Source organism: Nostoc sp. (assembly GCF_036919555.1).
Classification (GTDB): Bacteria; Cyanobacteriota; Cyanobacteriia; order Cyanobacteriales; family Nostocaceae; genus Nostoc.
In genome coordinates this window covers 47,341-63,191 of sequence record NZ_JBALCS010000033.1, presented here as the reverse complement: position 1 = coordinate 63,191, position 15,851 = coordinate 47,341, and the positions used below count along the sequence as shown (strand labels likewise).

Sequence of the window (15,851 nt, the reverse complement as noted above, 5' to 3'; positions counted from 1 at the left end):
AATTATATTCTGAGGGCATTTTATTTGTTACCCTTCTGGCAATTTAGCAAACGCCTGCTCAACTAACTCCTTTGCCTTAGCATCCAAACGCAACCAATCGACTTCACCCAATTCATCAATTAAACTAGTATCAATATCAGCAGCTTCGTTGTGTGGAGTGTATTTAATAAAACACACTTGATAACATAGTTCCCACAAATCGATACTAGCTTGTTGCTGTTGACGCTCTAAACGTAGATGATATCCTGGATGGGGCATCGGCAGACGAGCCAGAGTCTCTCTGATTTCATCTGCTTCTTGGGGCGTTGCAGTTTCCATTGCTTGCAACAGCTCAGTCACCAATGCTTTGATTTCATCAGTGGTGCTAGCCGGCCAAATCAGGACATCGTGGTAAGTTCCCGTCCAGGAAGATTCATCAAGCAGCTTGCGGATATTGTCGATAACGCGAATGAAAGCAGGTTGCATGAGGATTTCAGCCTGCTGCCATGCAACTGAGTTTGTTATTTTAGGTGGCATTGGTAGTAAACAGGGACACTAAAAGAAAAATAAACAGTCTGTGTTTATTAAAAAGCTGTGTTTTTAATCTAAATCTTTTCTCAAGATAGCGGATTTCATTGAAGAAAATTTGGAGATATTTATTACCAGCTAGAAAATTAGGTAATAACTCTGGTGAGGGAATATGATCGGCAAGCTACTAGACCATCGTTACCAAGTAATTCGAGTCCTCGCTATGGGAGGATTTGGTCAAACCTATATTGCCCAAGATACTAGGCGTCCCGGCAATCCTATTTGCGTTGTCAAGCACCTCAAACCCGGAACTGACCCCAGAGTTTTTGATACTGCTAAACGCCTATTTAACAGCGAAGCCGAAACCTTAGAAAAACTGGGCAACCATGATCAAATACCCAGGCTGCTAGCGTACTTTGACGAAAACCAAGAATTTTATTTAGTACAAGAATATATTGAAGGACATACCTTAGCTGAGGAACTTATACCTGGTAAGCGCTGGAGTGAAAGCCAAGTAATTCAACTGTTGCAAGAAGTTCTGGAAATTCTCGAATTTGTCCATCGCCAAGGCGTGATTCACCGCGATATCAAACCGGATAATATCATCCGTCGCGCCTCAGATAAGAAGTTAGTTTTAGTGGACTTTGGAGCAGTGAAGCAACTGCGTACACAACTGGTAACAGTGGGCGGACAACCCTCTGCTACAGTAGTTATCGGTACTCCTGGCTATATGCCCACTGAACAAGGACAAGGTAAACCCCGCCCCAACAGTGATATCTATTCCCTCGGCATCATTGCTATTCAAGCATTAACTGGATTACAGGCAACAGAATTGCAAGAAGACCCGGAAACAGGGGAAATCATCTGGCGCCATTCAACAACCGTTAACCATCGACTGGCAGCAGTGTTGTCCAAGATGGTACATTATCACTTCAAAGACCGCTACCAAAACGCCACGGAAGCACTGCAAGCATGTAAAGACGCGATTAATCCTATACCTGCACTTTCCACACCTCAAGAATCCACCAAATCTCGACCTCAAGTATCTCGGCTGCAAACTGTTGCACTTGCACCAGCAAATCCTGTCCCCGCTAAACCTGCCCCTAAAGACTCTAGTAAATCCGACCCATGGCCGATATTAATTGGCATATTATTGGCAGGTGGTACGGCTGCCTTGGTCGCAAATGTATATCCAAATGTAAAAAATTTAGCTGCTAATCTTACAGGTAAGGATACCGCCTTAGTAAACAAATGCTCGGCTGTTGTCGTCGGAAATTCTAATATTCGTTCTGAACCTAGTTCGATTAATTCTGATAATGTTTTGCAAACTGTTACTGATAATACCAGTTTCGAGGTAACAGGCAAGCGGACAAAACGTGGTTGGATAGAAGTTAAACTTAAATCTGGTCGTTTGGCTTGGGCATACTCGGATGTGATAACCAATAATCAAGAATGGGGTTCTTGCCTGCGCGAAAAAGGCATTGCCACTAAGATTGTAGATGATGATACCCTGATTGCAACTCGACCAATTCCCAAGCTAAAACCAAAATCAAGGGATGTAGTAACCCTATTACCAGAAAAGTCGGAGGGGTCAACTTCCAATGCTGGGAAATCAGAGCGATCGCAGCCTACTGATAATAGTGCCAATATTATAGAACAAGCTAGACAGAAATATGAATCAGGAGATATAGTTGGAGCGATCGCACTTTTGAAATCAATTCCGGCAAACGCTGCTTCTAGTATCCAACAGACAGGTAAAGTAATTGCCCAGTGGCAGCTAGATTGGGCTAAAGCGGAGGCGATATCTAATGAGATCAACAAAGCGCTGGATGATGGGAAATGGGATAAAGTTTTAGATTATAGAAACCATCCAGAAAAGTTGCCTAATACTCAATATTGGCGAAACAGAATCGAACCATTATTTAAACAAGCAGCCGAAAATCTGGCAAAACAGGCACTATCTAAACTAGAAAATCAAGGTAGTCAGAAAAATACCCAACACAAACTTCCCGATACTAAGCAACCTGCCACTACAGAGAGTCCTACTACCACAGAAACTCCGAAAGGCCGCTTTTAACAGTTAGAGACTGACAAGAAATAAATTATCCATCTTGTGGGGTGGGCATCCTGCCATTGGTGTCAACTTAAGTTTTTTTATTTGTCAGTCCCTTACGAGTTAAAAGGGCAGTTATAAACCGCACGCCAGATGCTTCAAGTCGGCAGAGCCGCCCAACGCACTGTCTCGTCTACACGACGCTTTAGCCACCGACCTGGGTTTCAAACCCTCAATGTAAAAAGCTTTGTTGAATGATTTTAAACCACAAATGCACATAGATAATTCATCTGTGTCCATCTGTGGTTTTATTTACCCTATCCGTGCATTTCGTCGTATTCTGGGGCTTCAACTCGTCTTGCTTCCATCCGCGAAGCAGGCAGAAACTCAGCGCGACGGACTGGAATCAAGGGTGGTGTATTTCCTTGGTAGGGGTGAATCACTTGTACAGTACGGGCTGGACGCTGCCGTGGTGAGAATAAAGCCAATACCCCAGCGACGACAACACCACCACCAATAGTGAGAGTTGCGCCTCCCACAGCCCAAAGCATGGGTGAAGACCACCAAGAAGGATTTTGCGGCTGGAATGCTGCTGCTTTTGGTTGGTTATTTTGCTGGGCTAATTGCCACTGCTGTTGAGTATTGAAATTTTGAACTTGGCCTTGGAGTTGTTGATTTTGCAACTTTAGCTGTTCATTGTCGTTTTTTAAACGCTCCAACTGCATCTGCGTGTTTAGCTTCTCCACCTCTAGGCGCTGGTCAGTATTGGGAGTAACTGACTGCTGATTAGGATTGGGATACATTGGTTGCCCATAAGGCCCGTAAGGATACATTTGTGGCTGCATTCCCTGAGGCGCTACTACAGTCCCTGGCATTTGGGAAGCAACAGCAAAGTTAGGTTGTAAGGGGGTATTTGTTCCTTTGAGCAATACGAGAGCCGCCAGCCCAGCTACGGCGACACCGCCAATAAACGCCATACTCTCACTCATCGCCTTTGCTCCTCAATTGCGACGTAACTATAAACATTCGTGACTGACTCACTCTCACACTCATAAATTATGCCTACTTGATTTCACATAATACTCAAACTATAAGCGACTGTATCAGCTAGTTTTTTTACATGATTATATCTGATGTTAATATTCAAGACCATAATGGTCAAATTGTCTACCAAACAAGGATAGAAAAACCACAATATTATACTTTTTTAATCTACTTTTCCGATCTAATAAAGAGGAGTATTTGTGCTGGTGTTGTTAGTCGTGATGGCTGCCTTGAGACTTTGGCAAAATTGGGCGATCGCATTTAGTCCCTGCTCTGGGGTATCTTGGGCTAACCGTTTCACAAAAGCGCTACCCACGATCACGGCATCTGCGCCCCATTCCCTTACCTGACGGGCTTGTGCAGCTTCGGAAATCCCAAAGCCTACACCGATGGGTTTATCAGTAACAGCACGAATTTGTTTGAGTAAATCGGACACGCGGTTTTCCAGTTGCGATCGCATCCCTGTAACCCCTGTGACGCTGACTAAATAAATAAATCCTTGGGAGGAACGAGCGATCGCTTCTATCCGTTCAGCAGAACTGGTGGGAGCGACCAACAAGATTACCTCAACTCCCATTTTATTAGCTGGTTGGAGCAAGCTTGCCGCTTCTTCCAAAGGCAAATCTGGTACTACCAATCCTGCTACCCCAGCCGCAGCAATTGAAGAGAGAAATTTGTCAATTCCCCGGTGCAAAATTGGGTTGTAGTAGGTAAATAGGATAATAGGCGATCGCAATTTGGGAGTAATCCCTTGCAGCATTTCTAGCACCTGCTCCAATTTCGTTCCCCTTTGCAGGGCGCGGGTAGCAGCAGCTTGAATTACTGGCCCATCAGCTAGAGGATCGGAATAGGGTATACCTAGTTCAATTATGTCTGCCCCGCTACGATCCAGAATCTGCAAAGCTTTTGCTGTTGTTTCTAAATCTGGATCGCCAGCAGTGATAAACGGAATCAGAGCGCACTCACGATTGCGCCCAAGGGTTTCAAAGCAATCAGAAATCGCAGTCATTTAGTCAAGTATCAAGAGTCAAATGTAAAGAGTCAAGAGTCAAAATCTAGATTTTGGCTTTTGACTCATCAATGATAACTTTACACCTGAGATTGCTCTTCTTGTTCTATTTGGGCTTGAATTCGTGCTAGTTCTTCGGGAGTAAGCTCATCTAGCCGCTTTTGCAGAAAGTCTTGCTCATACTGTTCCCTCTGCTGATGGTAGGTCATTTTTTGTCCCACCGCCCGGAAAAAATAGGTGGCTAACCAGCCAACTAACCCACTGACTAGTAAGACTTGGCTCCATATACCAGCTTGCTGATTATCCAAACCGACTAGCTGTAATCCTACATATGCCAAGCCACCGGCAATAAAAACACCCAAGCCAATTCCAATAGCGTCAATCCGTCGCATGAGAGTTATGACCTACCAATCTCGTTAAACTTGAATTTGTCGCCGTTGGGGTCGAAAATTTACAAACGGCGATAGAACCAATAAACCTGGAAAGAAGAAAAACACCAAAAAGTACATAAAGACACGCTCAATGGAGGTAGATACATACCAACGCTGTTTGAGATACAGCAATATAGCAATCGGGATTACTAGAAGGTAAGCTCCAGCCAAAATCAGATACAGCAGGGCGACAACCATAAATTTCAAGTCTTAAGCATCTGTTTTCCATCATAGGCTGAAGAGCCAGACTCAGCGAAGTAAGTCATAAATGCTTTCAACATAACTGCGCCAGAATTCCTCGTCTATGTGCAGATTGACAGATAAAAGATAATATCATGCTATAATGGTATATCCACTAGCAAACAATGCTCTAGTCAGACCAGATCGAAAACTCATCCAGATTGATTAGGAGGAAACAAAGAAGACTTCAAACTCTGGAAAAAATATTTTCAATCTAGTTGGACAAAAAACACAATTGATGGTGGAATAGATGAGGAGGTATTTACTGTCTCCATAAAATAACTAGTTATACTAGTTACCAAACACCAATGGGGGTGTGGCGGAATGGTAGACGCTACGGACTTAAAAAACTGAGCCTTGAAGGAGAAATCCCTCAAGTGGAAGCTCTCAAACTCAGGGAAACCTAAATCTGACAACAGACATGGCAATCCTGAGCCAAGCCGAAAAAAGTCGTGAATACTGAGTAGTGAGTAAATTAAAACTCCTAACTCCTGTATAGACGCGATTAATCGTGTCTAACGATTCGGAAGGTGCAGAGACCCGACGGGAGCTACCCTAACGTCAAGTCGAGGGTAAAGGGAGAGTCCAATTCTCAAAACCTGAGTTGGTTATTGCCATCAGGTAGCAGTGAAAACTGCGGGAGAATGAAAATCCGTTGATCTTAAACGGTCGTGTGGGTTCAAGTCCCTCCACCCCCACTAAAAATTTAAAATGCCAAAAGACTCCTATTGTGACTTTACCCATAACTTTGCCGCAACGGCAAGCTTATGCTTCCAATAAAGGATGGCAAGGTTATGGTTCCAAACAAATTTCTTTTCGCGCTGCCCTTAAAGCAGCGCGAACTTGTTTGTCACGAAAACATCCTGGTTTAGCCAATAGCCTTGAAATAGATGCCTCACTAGGATAAATACCTTCAGTGTGAAGTTGCCTAACAGCTTGTTTTACCTCCGCGCAACAGTATTCGATTCGCTTGATGCGAGATTCTTTTATGTATTTAACGTACTCGGCTGAAATCGCTCGGCATAGCTCTGGGAAATGCCTGTAAAGAACTCGCTTAGGATACCCAAGGCGTTTCGCTACTGCTGTCATAGGTAGCGGTTGTTCATTCGCTTGAAGCACATTTTCAAGTAACTGTTGAGTGCGATCGCTATCGAACTTTACTTCAAGCTTTTTTGTACTGCTATCTCTCACTTGGTTTTGAGGCATAGCACGAAATTGACTATAATTCTCCTTAAGAGTCTCTTGATTCAAAAAATCCAGCACAGATACCTGGAGGGTAAAACAGATTTTCAAAATCACCTTCAGTTCTGGCAAGACTTTTCCCATCTGCCACATCCAAACCTTGTTTTTGGGAATTTCGAGCATACGGGCAAAAGCAGCTGTGTTTCCTTCAGTAAATTGGTTTACGTACCTACAGAACGCTTGAGCAACTATTTCTCTTTTCAAAGGTTTTGGTAGGTGAGGGGTATTAGCAAGTAATTCTCCAACAGTCTTGATAACCCATGTTTGCCAAATAATCTCTTCCTTGCTCGGTGGAATTTGATCAGAAGACGGGTAATTAGCAGTAACGCCAAGCCATTCTAAGCAATAAGGGCAATAACCTGGTCTCGAATAAGAAGCTCTCGTTTGCAATGAGGACATTGCTGGTATAAAGACTGATTGTGCCAATGACAAAGTGTAACTGCCTCAAAAAACCAAATTAAGGGTTCGTAAATTACTTTGTCTTTCGAGGAATACCACTCCTCATAACAGTAGGGACACCAAGCTCGTCTAGCACGAAGTAATCTCCTTTGGGGAAAGATATCAGTCCATGTTAATAAAGTGAGAAAGCGCAAATCACTACGTAGAGTCAATGACTCTAGGACTGTGACTAAATCAAGAGCCATCGTACCTATTCCATTGAGTGCCCCAATCAAGCTTCGCATTTTAAACAGATTTGTAGTTTTGTAAGTCTTGGGTATAAAGGACACGAGTTCTCTAGATATTAAAACTTTTGGGGTTACACAATGAGCTTCTGCTAGTCGAGATATATAACCAGTTAAGCTTTCCACTAATGGAGTGCCAATACCAATAGGATCTAAGCGATACAACCGACTGCCATATGGAATAGTAACCTTTCTTAAATCCCAAGATTCGTATGTTTCTAATACACTAGCTAACATCTTGTTGTACTCCGATGGGATCTCTTTTAGGTTTGCGTTTCCCAACTTTTCCTGGCGGACGAGTAGTTTTTGGGGTTTCTTCTGGTAGCGCGATTGGTTTTTTTTCCAAGCCCTAAAAGAGAGCGTAAGTTTTGCACATCTGTTTCTGTTTCAGATAATTGTCGTTCGCCCTCTTGAATTTCCTTGAACATTCTCTGACACTGAGCAACCGACCAAGCACGTTTTTGTAAGTCTTTTAGAGTGACGGTTGTTGCTTCTCGATCCAGAGCATCTTTAAGAGCGCGTGTTAGCCAATTTTTCAGTATGCCAACACATCCTAAAGTACGTTCATAAAAATATTCCCAATGAGTAACTAAATCTGGAGGCTCTGCAAGTGGCATCTGCTGTTGGAAAGTCAACAATACACTTTTAAAAGCCTGTACGTCTTCTGGGGTGTCAGCACAATAACGGCGAAAATGAATATCGACGCTACGGCGTGAGAGTTGACCGCTTAAATTACGGAATGTTAGTAATTCGTATGTTCCTAACAGACAATGCAAGATGCCTGTCATATTTGCCACAGATTTGAGGCAGTCTAATTGATCTTGTAGCTTGTATCCGCTTGCCATCTTGCCAAAATGTTGTGCTTCATCTACAAAAAACACGTCTGGATGACGATGGATGAGAGCATTTTCTAAAGCTCTGCGTAGAGCAGGTGCAACTACTTTCGACTCAACATTAATTTTTCCAAAATTATCGCGAGAGATACCACGCACACCGTAATCAAACTTGTGATCGATTAAGGGTTCCTCTAAGGCGATTAAGGCGCGTGTGTAGTAATCCTTCCAGTTGAAGTTTCTTGATTCTGGGGCTACAGCTTCAACACCAACAACAGGAACACGACCGCGATCACTTTCCAGTTTAGGTAATGCTAGTTCTGTTAATTTTTGCTCAACGCGGAGTCGCAAAGTTGTTTTACCGATACCGCTAGGACCATAAACAAAGATAAATGATGCCCCTGCGGGTTCAGCAATTGTTCGCATGAGAATTTCATAGACTTCTTTTAGCGCAGGCGCATTGTTTAACCTCTCAAAAGCTCATTATGGGAGAAATTGCGCCACTTATTCTCAAAAATGAGGATAAATCTGAGCTATTGGCAAAAAATCTGAGCCACCTATTGGGAAATAGCGACGCTAAACCAGCTATCAACGGAATGCGAGAAATGACAGAAAAGTTAGTCACTGTCTTAGAAGAGTTAACAATGTGTCAGGATTTACGCTTTTTGACCCTTTTAAGCTGGAAAGGAATGATTTATGACAAGGGGTTATTTCGGAACTACCGCGCTTGGTGTCCTTGTTGTTGGCAAGAGTGGAAGCAGGAGAACAAAACTATCTATGAACCATTATTATGGTCATTTAAGGATGTAGAATTTTGTTTGATTCACAAACAGCGATTAATAGAAGAATGTGCTCATTGTGGTTCGCGTTTACCTGTGATGGCTAGGTTTTCACCTGCGGGATTTTGTTCTCGTTGTTACGGATGGTTAGGACAGGAAATTAAATGCGAAGAGGAAATACAGAAATATCGAGTTAATATTCAAGGAATTAGCGAATTAATTGCACTTACTCCCCAATTAGGATATAGTCCCATCCCAATCGAGTTAACCCGAAAATTACAATTGATTTTGTTAGTGTTTGAACAAGCAATTGGAAAGGATGTGAAGTTATTGGGATATTTAGGAGGAATCATGGAATCGTTGAGGATAGCCTCAACAACAAATCAAAGTCAACCTTATCATTTGGTGAAGTTGATTATTCCTGTGTGCGAGAAGGCAAAGATTAGTGTATCCCAGTTGTTTGGATCAGATTTTAAGGAATTGGGCAAGATATTGTTTGGGAATTTTAGTCTGGAATTAAAGTTGTAGAAGTTTAGTATAAATAAAGATTGATATCCATTCCGGTTACATCGGTATTATTCCCTTTTTCACCTAACTTTTCAGGAGTATTTTGCCGCTAGGAAAATTTATTTGTGTTTGGCTTCAGGGAGTGCGTTCGCTTTCCATTACTGAAAATATGGGATAGAATCATCCGACTGATACTAGAAAAAAGTACGTATCTTAACAGCGTGCTTTTTATTGTCAGGCGATCGCTGCCAAGATTAACCACGAAAAAGCATTGACTTTAGTAATTTTGAGCAACATGAAACAGCATAACGCGCAACTCAACAGCCATATCATAGAGTATTTAGATTATTACTGTAATTTGCCTGATGCACCTGGATTCGCTGTTTTGCTTAAAGGTAAATGGGGATCTGGTAAAACATGGTTTATCAAAAGCTATTGCGAGAGCTTAAGGGAGAAAAAGCGGAAATGCTTGTATGTTAGCCTTAATGGTGTAACTAGCTTTTCCGAAATAGAAGAAGCCTTCTTGCAACAACAGATTCCTTTTCTAGCATCTAAGCCAGTAGCAATAGGTATAAATCTTATTACACAAGTTTTAAAGAATAGTTTAAAACTAGATATAAATGATGCTGCAACATTAAATCTTACAACTCCAAATATGAAGCTTACTGAGCTTTTTACAAACCTTGAGCAAAGTATTTTGATATTTGATGATTTAGAGCGATGCAGCATAAATATCGTCAATATACTGGGGTATATTAACAGTTTTGTAGAACACAAAGAATTAAAAGTAATTATCGTTACTGATGAAACGAAGCTAGAAAAAAATTCCGAGTATACAACCATCAAAGAAAAGCTAGTTGGTAAAACTTTTGCAATTTCCCTAGAATTTGATCAGGCACTCGAAAACTTTCTGAAAGGGATAAGTAATCGGGATGCGAGCGAGTTCTTGTCTAACAGTACCTCATTAATCCAAGACTTATACAATCAAGCCCAGTGCGAGAATTTAAGAATTTTAAAACAGGTTGTTTTGGATTTTGAAAGAATTTTTGACGTTTTGCCAGAAAAAGCAAAGAATAAACCAGAGCTTCTTCAGGAGGTTTTAAAGTTCCTTACACCTTTTTCAATTGAAATTAGGAGAGGGAAAATGCTTCCTACAGATATTGGCAGGTTGCTAGAAGCATCTGCAAACATGAGCCTGAAGAGTATAGGGGACAGTAGGGATGGGTTTGCGAATTCCAATGAAGGACAAAATGTTAGCGAAGGGAAAACACTTAAAGAAGTAATTAGTAAGTATCCTTCGTTAAGGTTGTACGATCCATTTCCTAGTGCGGTATGGTGGCAAACTTTTTTTGATAAAGGCAGCTTGGATTTACAAGAACTCAATCAATCACTTGCTAGTAGTATATATTTTCAAGACGAAAATACACCCAAATGGATGAAATTATGGCATTTTCATCATCTTAGTGATGACGAATTTATTATTTTGCTTAATGAAGTTGAAACACAATACTTAAACAGAGACGCGGAATTTTCCGATCTCGGAATTCTAAAGCACGTAACAGGGCTTCTACTCTATTTTTCTGACATCGGGCTATATTCAAAAACTAAAGAAGAAATTTTGACTAGTTCAAAGCTCTTTATTGATTGGCTGAAAAATAATAATCAATCAAAACTGGTATCTTATTCAGTTTATACGGCTGACAGTATGTTTGGGGCATACAAGGGGCTTAGTTTTCAAGGTGCAAAACTTCAAGAATTTCAAGATTTTTGTACATACCTTGAAAAAGCTCAAGAGTTAGCAAGGGTTGAGATTTTGCCTAATCTTGGGAGAGAGCTACTTGCTATCATGCAAAGCGATCAATGGAAATTCCACGACATAATTTCCTTAAATAACTCGCATGACTGGGGCGTGCCAGGACTGAGATATGCTGAAATACCTATATTGAAAGACATAAAAACAACTGAATTTGTAGAAGGCTTACTACAACTCAAATTTCAACATCAGATGACTATTGGTTATGCAATAAAAGAACGATATAAGTTCGATGGCAACAATGAAAAATTACTTGAGGAATTGGATTGGCTAAAATCTGTTCGGAATTTATTACTAGATAAGGTTGCTCGCAGAAAGGGCAAGCCGAGTGGACACTCTATACAAGTACTAATCGAGCTTGATCTGAATGAAGCGATTCAAAAGCTTGAAGCGACATCGCATCGATTACAGCAATCGCAAAACGACACAGCGATAAACAACTAATTGTCAAAAGCAGGTGGTTTGTGAGGGGCGATTGGCGATCGCTTTACTTAGGATTGAGAATAGGAGGGAGATCGCTTTATTTGTTGCTACGCACTGGGGGGCGATCGCTTTGAGAACTGTTTTATTCTTCCTCTCCAAGCTCACCAAGAGCGTCATCAAATTTGTTGATGATGTCGAGTAATTTTGATACAACTCGCGCAAAGATTTTTTTACGCTCTAATAATTTCGGTTTTTCGTTGCAAGCACTCAACACGGTTTCCCTTAACGGTTCTTTCCCAGAAAATTTATAATCAGTAATCATTTGATTAATAGCTTCGACCTTGAGATTTTCCTCTATACAGAGTTGCTGAATTGCTTCAACACGTTCTTGAGTCCAAAAGTCTTGAAAGACGGTTTCGACTTTTTCTTGGGGTTCAAGGGTGGGTAGCCGCTCTTCGATAAATTTCTCCAGCAGATCCCGTTTACTTCGTAATTGGGCTTCTTTGCCAATGAGTTGAAGGATAGAGGCTTTTTGGCTCTGGTACTCTTCTGACGTGACATCTGCTTGCTGATCGCGCTGGAGGTTAGCCAGCAGCTTTAGAATATAGGCGACATTGATTTCGTCTCGCTGGATCAGTTCCAGTTCAAAATCGACTTCCTCAACCAAAGATTCTTTCTCTTCATCGGGTTTGGATCGGGTTCTATCATAGATGTCCAGATATTTGCTTTTATAATCTTCAAAGGTTTGTTCATCCAGATTTAAGTCGGAAAAACTAAATTCAGTGAATGATTTACTAACATTCTGTAAACGGATAAGATTACGAAAGGCTTTAACGAACTCAACTTGCTCGTCTTCACTAATAAGCTTATTGACATCGTTAGGAATAGTGGCGATCGCTCTCAGTTATTGCACACCTTCATTAAAGTTTTCGGTGTAGTATTCGTAGGGTTCAATGAAAATTTCTTCATTAGCGTTGGTGTCGGAAAAGAGGGCAACGGCTTGATCGGTATTATCCTTAAGATTGCGAAAACAAACGATATTTCCCTGAGATTTAAGTTCGCCCAAAATGCGATTAGTGCGGGAGTATGCTTGAATTAATCCGTGATACTTCAGATTTTTGTCAACGTAAAGTGTATTGAGCTTTTTGACATCAAAGCCCGTAAGAAACATATTGACGACTAACAGAATATCAGCGCGTTCCTGATCCTGAAAGTTTTCTCGATCGCGGCCTTTCATCCGCTTGGCGATATCTTTATAGTAGGCATAGAAAGCCTGACTATCTTTGGCGGAATGTTGGGTTTGGTACATTTGGTTATAGTCCGCGATAAATTCATTCAGTTTGTCGCGGCTATGGCTACGGCTGCTCACATCTGTGCTGATATTAAAATCGGGTTCTCCAATTAAGCCGTTTGCGTCTTGGTCTTCTTCGTTATAGCCAGGGGTAAAAATTGTGATCACTCGTAGGTCATGTAATCCCTGTTTTTGTTTGTTTTTGAACGTGTCGTAATAGGTAATTATGGTGTCTACACTGCTGGCGCAGAGCATCGCCGAGAATTTTCTACCGTGAGTTTTACGGTTATGGTTGGCAATAATCCAATCGACAATTAGAGAAATTCGGTCGGGATTTTCAAAGAATTCTCGGTCTAATTTTGGCTCTGTGATGAGAGTGCCGTCTTTGCGTTTGATTTTGCCCCAATACTCGACGGAAAATTTAAGAACGTTTTCATCGGCGATCGCATTGGTAATCACATATTTATGCAGACATTCTTGGAATAGGTCTTTGGTAGTGCGTTTACCGTGTTGATTACTGGCAGCGTTATCGGCAAAGATGGGAGTTCCGGTAAAGCCGAACATTTGGGCTTTGGTGAAGAATTTGACGATATTTTTGTGGGTTTCGCCAAATTGGGAACGGTGGCATTCGTCAAAGATAAACACAATGCGTTTATCTTTCAAGCTCTCCATTGCGAATTCATGGCGTTGGGATTTGATCGCTCGGTTGAGTTTCTGAATAGTGGTGACAATGAGGCGATTATCCCCAGCCATTTGTTCTACCAGTTGTTTGGTGCTATCGGTGGTGTCTACGCAGTCGGGGCTGAAATAATTAAACTCTCTGCTGGTTTGGTAGTCGAGGTCAGCGCGATCGACGACAAACAGCACTTTATGCACTTTGGGGAGTTGGGTGAGGATCTGGGCAGCTTTGAAGCTGGTGAGGGTTTTGCCTGATCCAGTGGTATGCCAGATATAGCCGTTTTTATCGGTATCCTTCACTCGCTCGATAATGGCTTCGACTGCGTAGTATTGATAGGGGCGCAGCACCATTAGCACTTTGTCAGATTCGTGCAGGACAATGTATTTACAGATCATCTTGGAGACGTGGCATTTCTCCAGAAAGCTGTCGGCAAAGTCCTCCAGTTGGGTTATGAGGTTGTTTTCTTGGTCTGCCCAGTAGAAAGTTTGTTTAAATTCTTGTTTACGGTTGTTGGCGTAGTAGCGGGTATTAACTCCGTTGGAGATGACGAAAATTTGGACATATTGAAACAGTCCATTTTCTGCGCCGTAGGAATGGCGTTGGTAGCGGTTGATTTGGTTGAAAGCTTCTTTGAGTTCCAGTCCTCGGCGTTTTAGTTCAATTTGCACGAGGGGCAAGCCGTTAATCAGCAGGGTTACGTCGTAGCGGTTTTTGTAATTGCCTTGCTGGGTGACTTGGTTGGTGACTTGGTATTGGTTTTGACACCAATGTTCGGTGTTGAGGAATTCTAGGTAAAAGGTGGTGCCATCATCGCGCCTGAGTTCCATCTTATCGCGGAGGCGTTTTGCACGGTCAAAGACGTTACCTTTATCGAGGTGGTTGACGATGCTTTTAAACTCTGTGTCGCTGAGTTTGATGTGGTTATGTTTTTCGAGTTGGGTTTTGAGGTTGGCTTTGAAGTCTTCAGCATTGCGAAGGGTGACAGGTTCGTAGCCTAATCCCGTGAGGCGATCGATCAGCTTTTGTTCTAGTTCGGCTTCGCTTTGGGTCATGGGGAATGGGTGGGATTATAAATGTTTAAGCCTTGGATGAAGCGAAAATCTTTAAGGTTTAAGGTATAGAGGCTAATGTTATGGGTTAGGGCAGTGGCAGCAATCAGGGCATCGGGAATTGTGAGTTTATGGCTTAGGGAATATTGCGCCATGAGTTGAATAAATTTCTCTGAAATGGGCTGATCGATAGGGATATTTTGGAGTAGGTCTAGGTGTTGCTGAATACGATTAAGTTCGTTTTTATTAATTGCGCCATAATACAGTTCGGCTCTAGTGATTACGCTAATGGCTAATTGATGAATGCCAATTTGACGTAATTCTTGAATGATGGCGGTATTATTTTTATAGAATTCAATGAGGATATTGGTATCACACAAAATCATTGATTCTCTTCACCCCATGCGTCTTTGCGGATGGTGTCTAGGGTAATGCTTTTCCCTTCCCAAATTCCGGCTAGGGCGAAAAAGTCTTGATCCTGTTGTGGAGGTGTTTCGGGTTGTTGATCTTGTTGTTGGCGATCGGCTTGAAATTCTAGGAATTCTACAAATTCGATCACTTTTTTTTGTTGTTCGGGGGGGAGTTGTTGGATTTTTTGGATTACGGTTTCGAGGGTTAGCATATTGGGCGTTAGGTAATGGGTAGTAGGTAATGCTTTGATTCTATTCCCCATTCCCTGGTTCAAGGGTTAAACCGCGATAGACTTGTTCAATGGGAAAATTGAGGTTAATGCTTTTGAGTTCGATTTTGTCGCCTGCTTTGTAGTTGATAATCAACCAGTCGCCTGCGTCGTTTTTGTGATACAGGTCGATTTCGATGCTGGTGGAACTGACTAGTAGGTAATCGATTAAGGCTGGGTTTTGGCGGTACATTCGGAATTTGCCGCCTCTGTCGTAGGCTTCGGTAGTTTTTGAAAGAACTTCGACGATTAAGCAGGGGTAGGTAATATATTGGGTTGTGGTTTTGTCGCGATCGTCGCAAGTTACACTGGCATCTGGGTAAGTGTAGTTATTTGTACCAACAATGTTAATTCGCAAGTCAGAGTTACCTGTGATGCAATTGCTACCATCTAAGTGGGTATCAATTATAGTCGTAAAACGTACTGCGATCCGACTATGATTGACGCTACCGCCACCCATTGCATAGACTTGACCGTTGATATATTCATGTTTTTCTAACTGCTGTTCTTCCCAAGCAAAGTATTCTTCTGGGGTAAGCTGTGGGGTGTTATCTTTTGCCACAATCATTGTTCGTCACCTCCTAAGTTT

The 15,851-nt window shown here is 41.9% G+C and carries 15 protein-coding genes and 1 pseudogene; 3 read left to right on the top strand and 13 right to left on the bottom strand.

All coding sequences use genetic code 11. The annotated features are described in order from the left end of the window. Positions 1–27 precede the first annotated feature (27 nt). A complete protein-coding gene (locus tag V7K36_RS09545; protein ID WP_335115167.1) occupies positions 28–516 on the bottom strand; it encodes a hypothetical protein in 489 nt (162 codons plus the stop codon). 163 nt (positions 517–679) lie between these two features. Here V7K36_RS09545 and V7K36_RS09540 point away from each other — a divergent pair, with 163 nt between their 5' ends. Continuing rightward, on the top strand, positions 680–2,584 hold the full coding sequence (locus V7K36_RS09540) for a serine/threonine protein kinase (RefSeq protein WP_335115165.1): 1,905 nt from the start codon (positions 680–682) through the stop codon (positions 2,582–2,584). Between the two features lie 293 nt (positions 2,585–2,877). Here the strand turns inward: V7K36_RS09540 and V7K36_RS09535 are convergent, their stop codons facing one another. The 7 genes from V7K36_RS09535 to V7K36_RS09505 all read right to left on the bottom strand — a co-directional run bounded on the left by V7K36_RS09535 (position 2,878) and on the right by V7K36_RS09505 (position 8,468). Next, complete coding sequence (locus tag V7K36_RS09535; RefSeq protein WP_335115163.1) at positions 2,878–3,549, bottom strand: heterocyst differentiation related protein; 672 nt, start codon at positions 3,547–3,549, stop codon at positions 2,878–2,880. Between the two features lie 236 nt (positions 3,550–3,785). Then, positions 3,786–4,613, bottom strand: a complete 828-nt coding sequence (gene trpA / locus V7K36_RS09530; RefSeq protein ID WP_335115161.1) for a tryptophan synthase subunit alpha — start codon at positions 4,611–4,613, stop codon at positions 3,786–3,788. An 80-nt stretch (positions 4,614–4,693) separates the two neighbouring features. Then, complete coding sequence (locus tag V7K36_RS09525) at positions 4,694–5,005, bottom strand: DUF3007 family protein (protein ID WP_229475123.1); 312 nt, start codon at positions 5,003–5,005, stop codon at positions 4,694–4,696. Between the two features lie 24 nt (positions 5,006–5,029). After that, the gene (gene ndhL, locus V7K36_RS09520; protein WP_335115156.1) at positions 5,030–5,242 is read right to left on the bottom strand and encodes an NAD(P)H-quinone oxidoreductase subunit L; all 213 of its coding nucleotides are present in this window, start codon (positions 5,240–5,242) and stop codon (positions 5,030–5,032) included. Between the two features lie 834 nt (positions 5,243–6,076). Continuing rightward, positions 6,077–6,649: a TetR/AcrR family transcriptional regulator gene (locus V7K36_RS09515; RefSeq protein ID WP_335115154.1), complete on the bottom strand. Its 573-nt coding sequence runs from the start codon at positions 6,647–6,649 to the stop codon at positions 6,077–6,079. A 215-nt stretch (positions 6,650–6,864) separates the two neighbouring features. Beyond that, on the bottom strand, positions 6,865–7,446 hold the full coding sequence (locus V7K36_RS09510) for a TniQ family protein (protein ID WP_335115152.1): 582 nt from the start codon (positions 7,444–7,446) through the stop codon (positions 6,865–6,867). 26 nt (positions 7,447–7,472) lie between these two features. Further along, entirely contained in the window at positions 7,473–8,468 is a 996-nt protein-coding gene (locus tag V7K36_RS09505; RefSeq protein WP_335115150.1) for an ATP-binding protein, read from the bottom strand. 32 nt (positions 8,469–8,500) lie between these two features. Here V7K36_RS09505 and V7K36_RS09500 point away from each other — a divergent pair. Beyond that, a pseudogene (locus V7K36_RS09500) lies at positions 8,501–9,349 on the top strand (TniQ family protein); the annotation flags it as partial. A 250-nt stretch (positions 9,350–9,599) separates the two neighbouring features. Beyond that, on the top strand, positions 9,600–11,585 hold the full coding sequence (locus V7K36_RS09495; protein ID WP_335115148.1) for a P-loop NTPase fold protein: 1,986 nt from the start codon (positions 9,600–9,602) through the stop codon (positions 11,583–11,585). A gap of 121 nt (positions 11,586–11,706) precedes the next feature. On the opposite strand, the gene V7K36_RS09490 is transcribed toward V7K36_RS09495, so the two are convergent. From V7K36_RS09490 to V7K36_RS09470, 5 genes are read right to left on the bottom strand one after another with little or no spacing between them, the layout of a single operon-like run. Then, positions 11,707–12,459, bottom strand: a complete 753-nt coding sequence (locus V7K36_RS09490) for a type I restriction endonuclease subunit R, EcoR124 family (protein WP_335115210.1) — start codon at positions 12,457–12,459, stop codon at positions 11,707–11,709. A gap of 9 nt (positions 12,460–12,468) precedes the next feature. Then, positions 12,469–14,586, bottom strand: a complete 2,118-nt coding sequence (locus V7K36_RS09485) for a type I restriction endonuclease subunit R (RefSeq protein WP_335115147.1) — start codon at positions 14,584–14,586, stop codon at positions 12,469–12,471. After that, positions 14,583–14,969, bottom strand: a complete 387-nt coding sequence (locus V7K36_RS09480) for a type II toxin-antitoxin system VapC family toxin (RefSeq protein ID WP_334944500.1) — start codon at positions 14,967–14,969, stop codon at positions 14,583–14,585. The genes V7K36_RS09485 and V7K36_RS09480 overlap by 4 nt, the downstream gene beginning before the upstream one ends. Beyond that, positions 14,966–15,205 (bottom strand): DUF2281 domain-containing protein, encoded by a 240-nt coding sequence (locus V7K36_RS09475; protein ID WP_335115145.1) that lies wholly within the window; start codon positions 15,203–15,205, stop codon positions 14,966–14,968. Before V7K36_RS09475 ends, V7K36_RS09480 begins: the two co-directional genes overlap by 4 nt. Positions 15,206–15,245: 40 nt before the next feature. Further along, the gene (locus V7K36_RS09470) at positions 15,246–15,830 is read right to left on the bottom strand and encodes a Uma2 family endonuclease (RefSeq protein WP_335115143.1); all 585 of its coding nucleotides are present in this window, start codon (positions 15,828–15,830) and stop codon (positions 15,246–15,248) included. Positions 15,831–15,851: the final 21 nt, after the last annotated feature.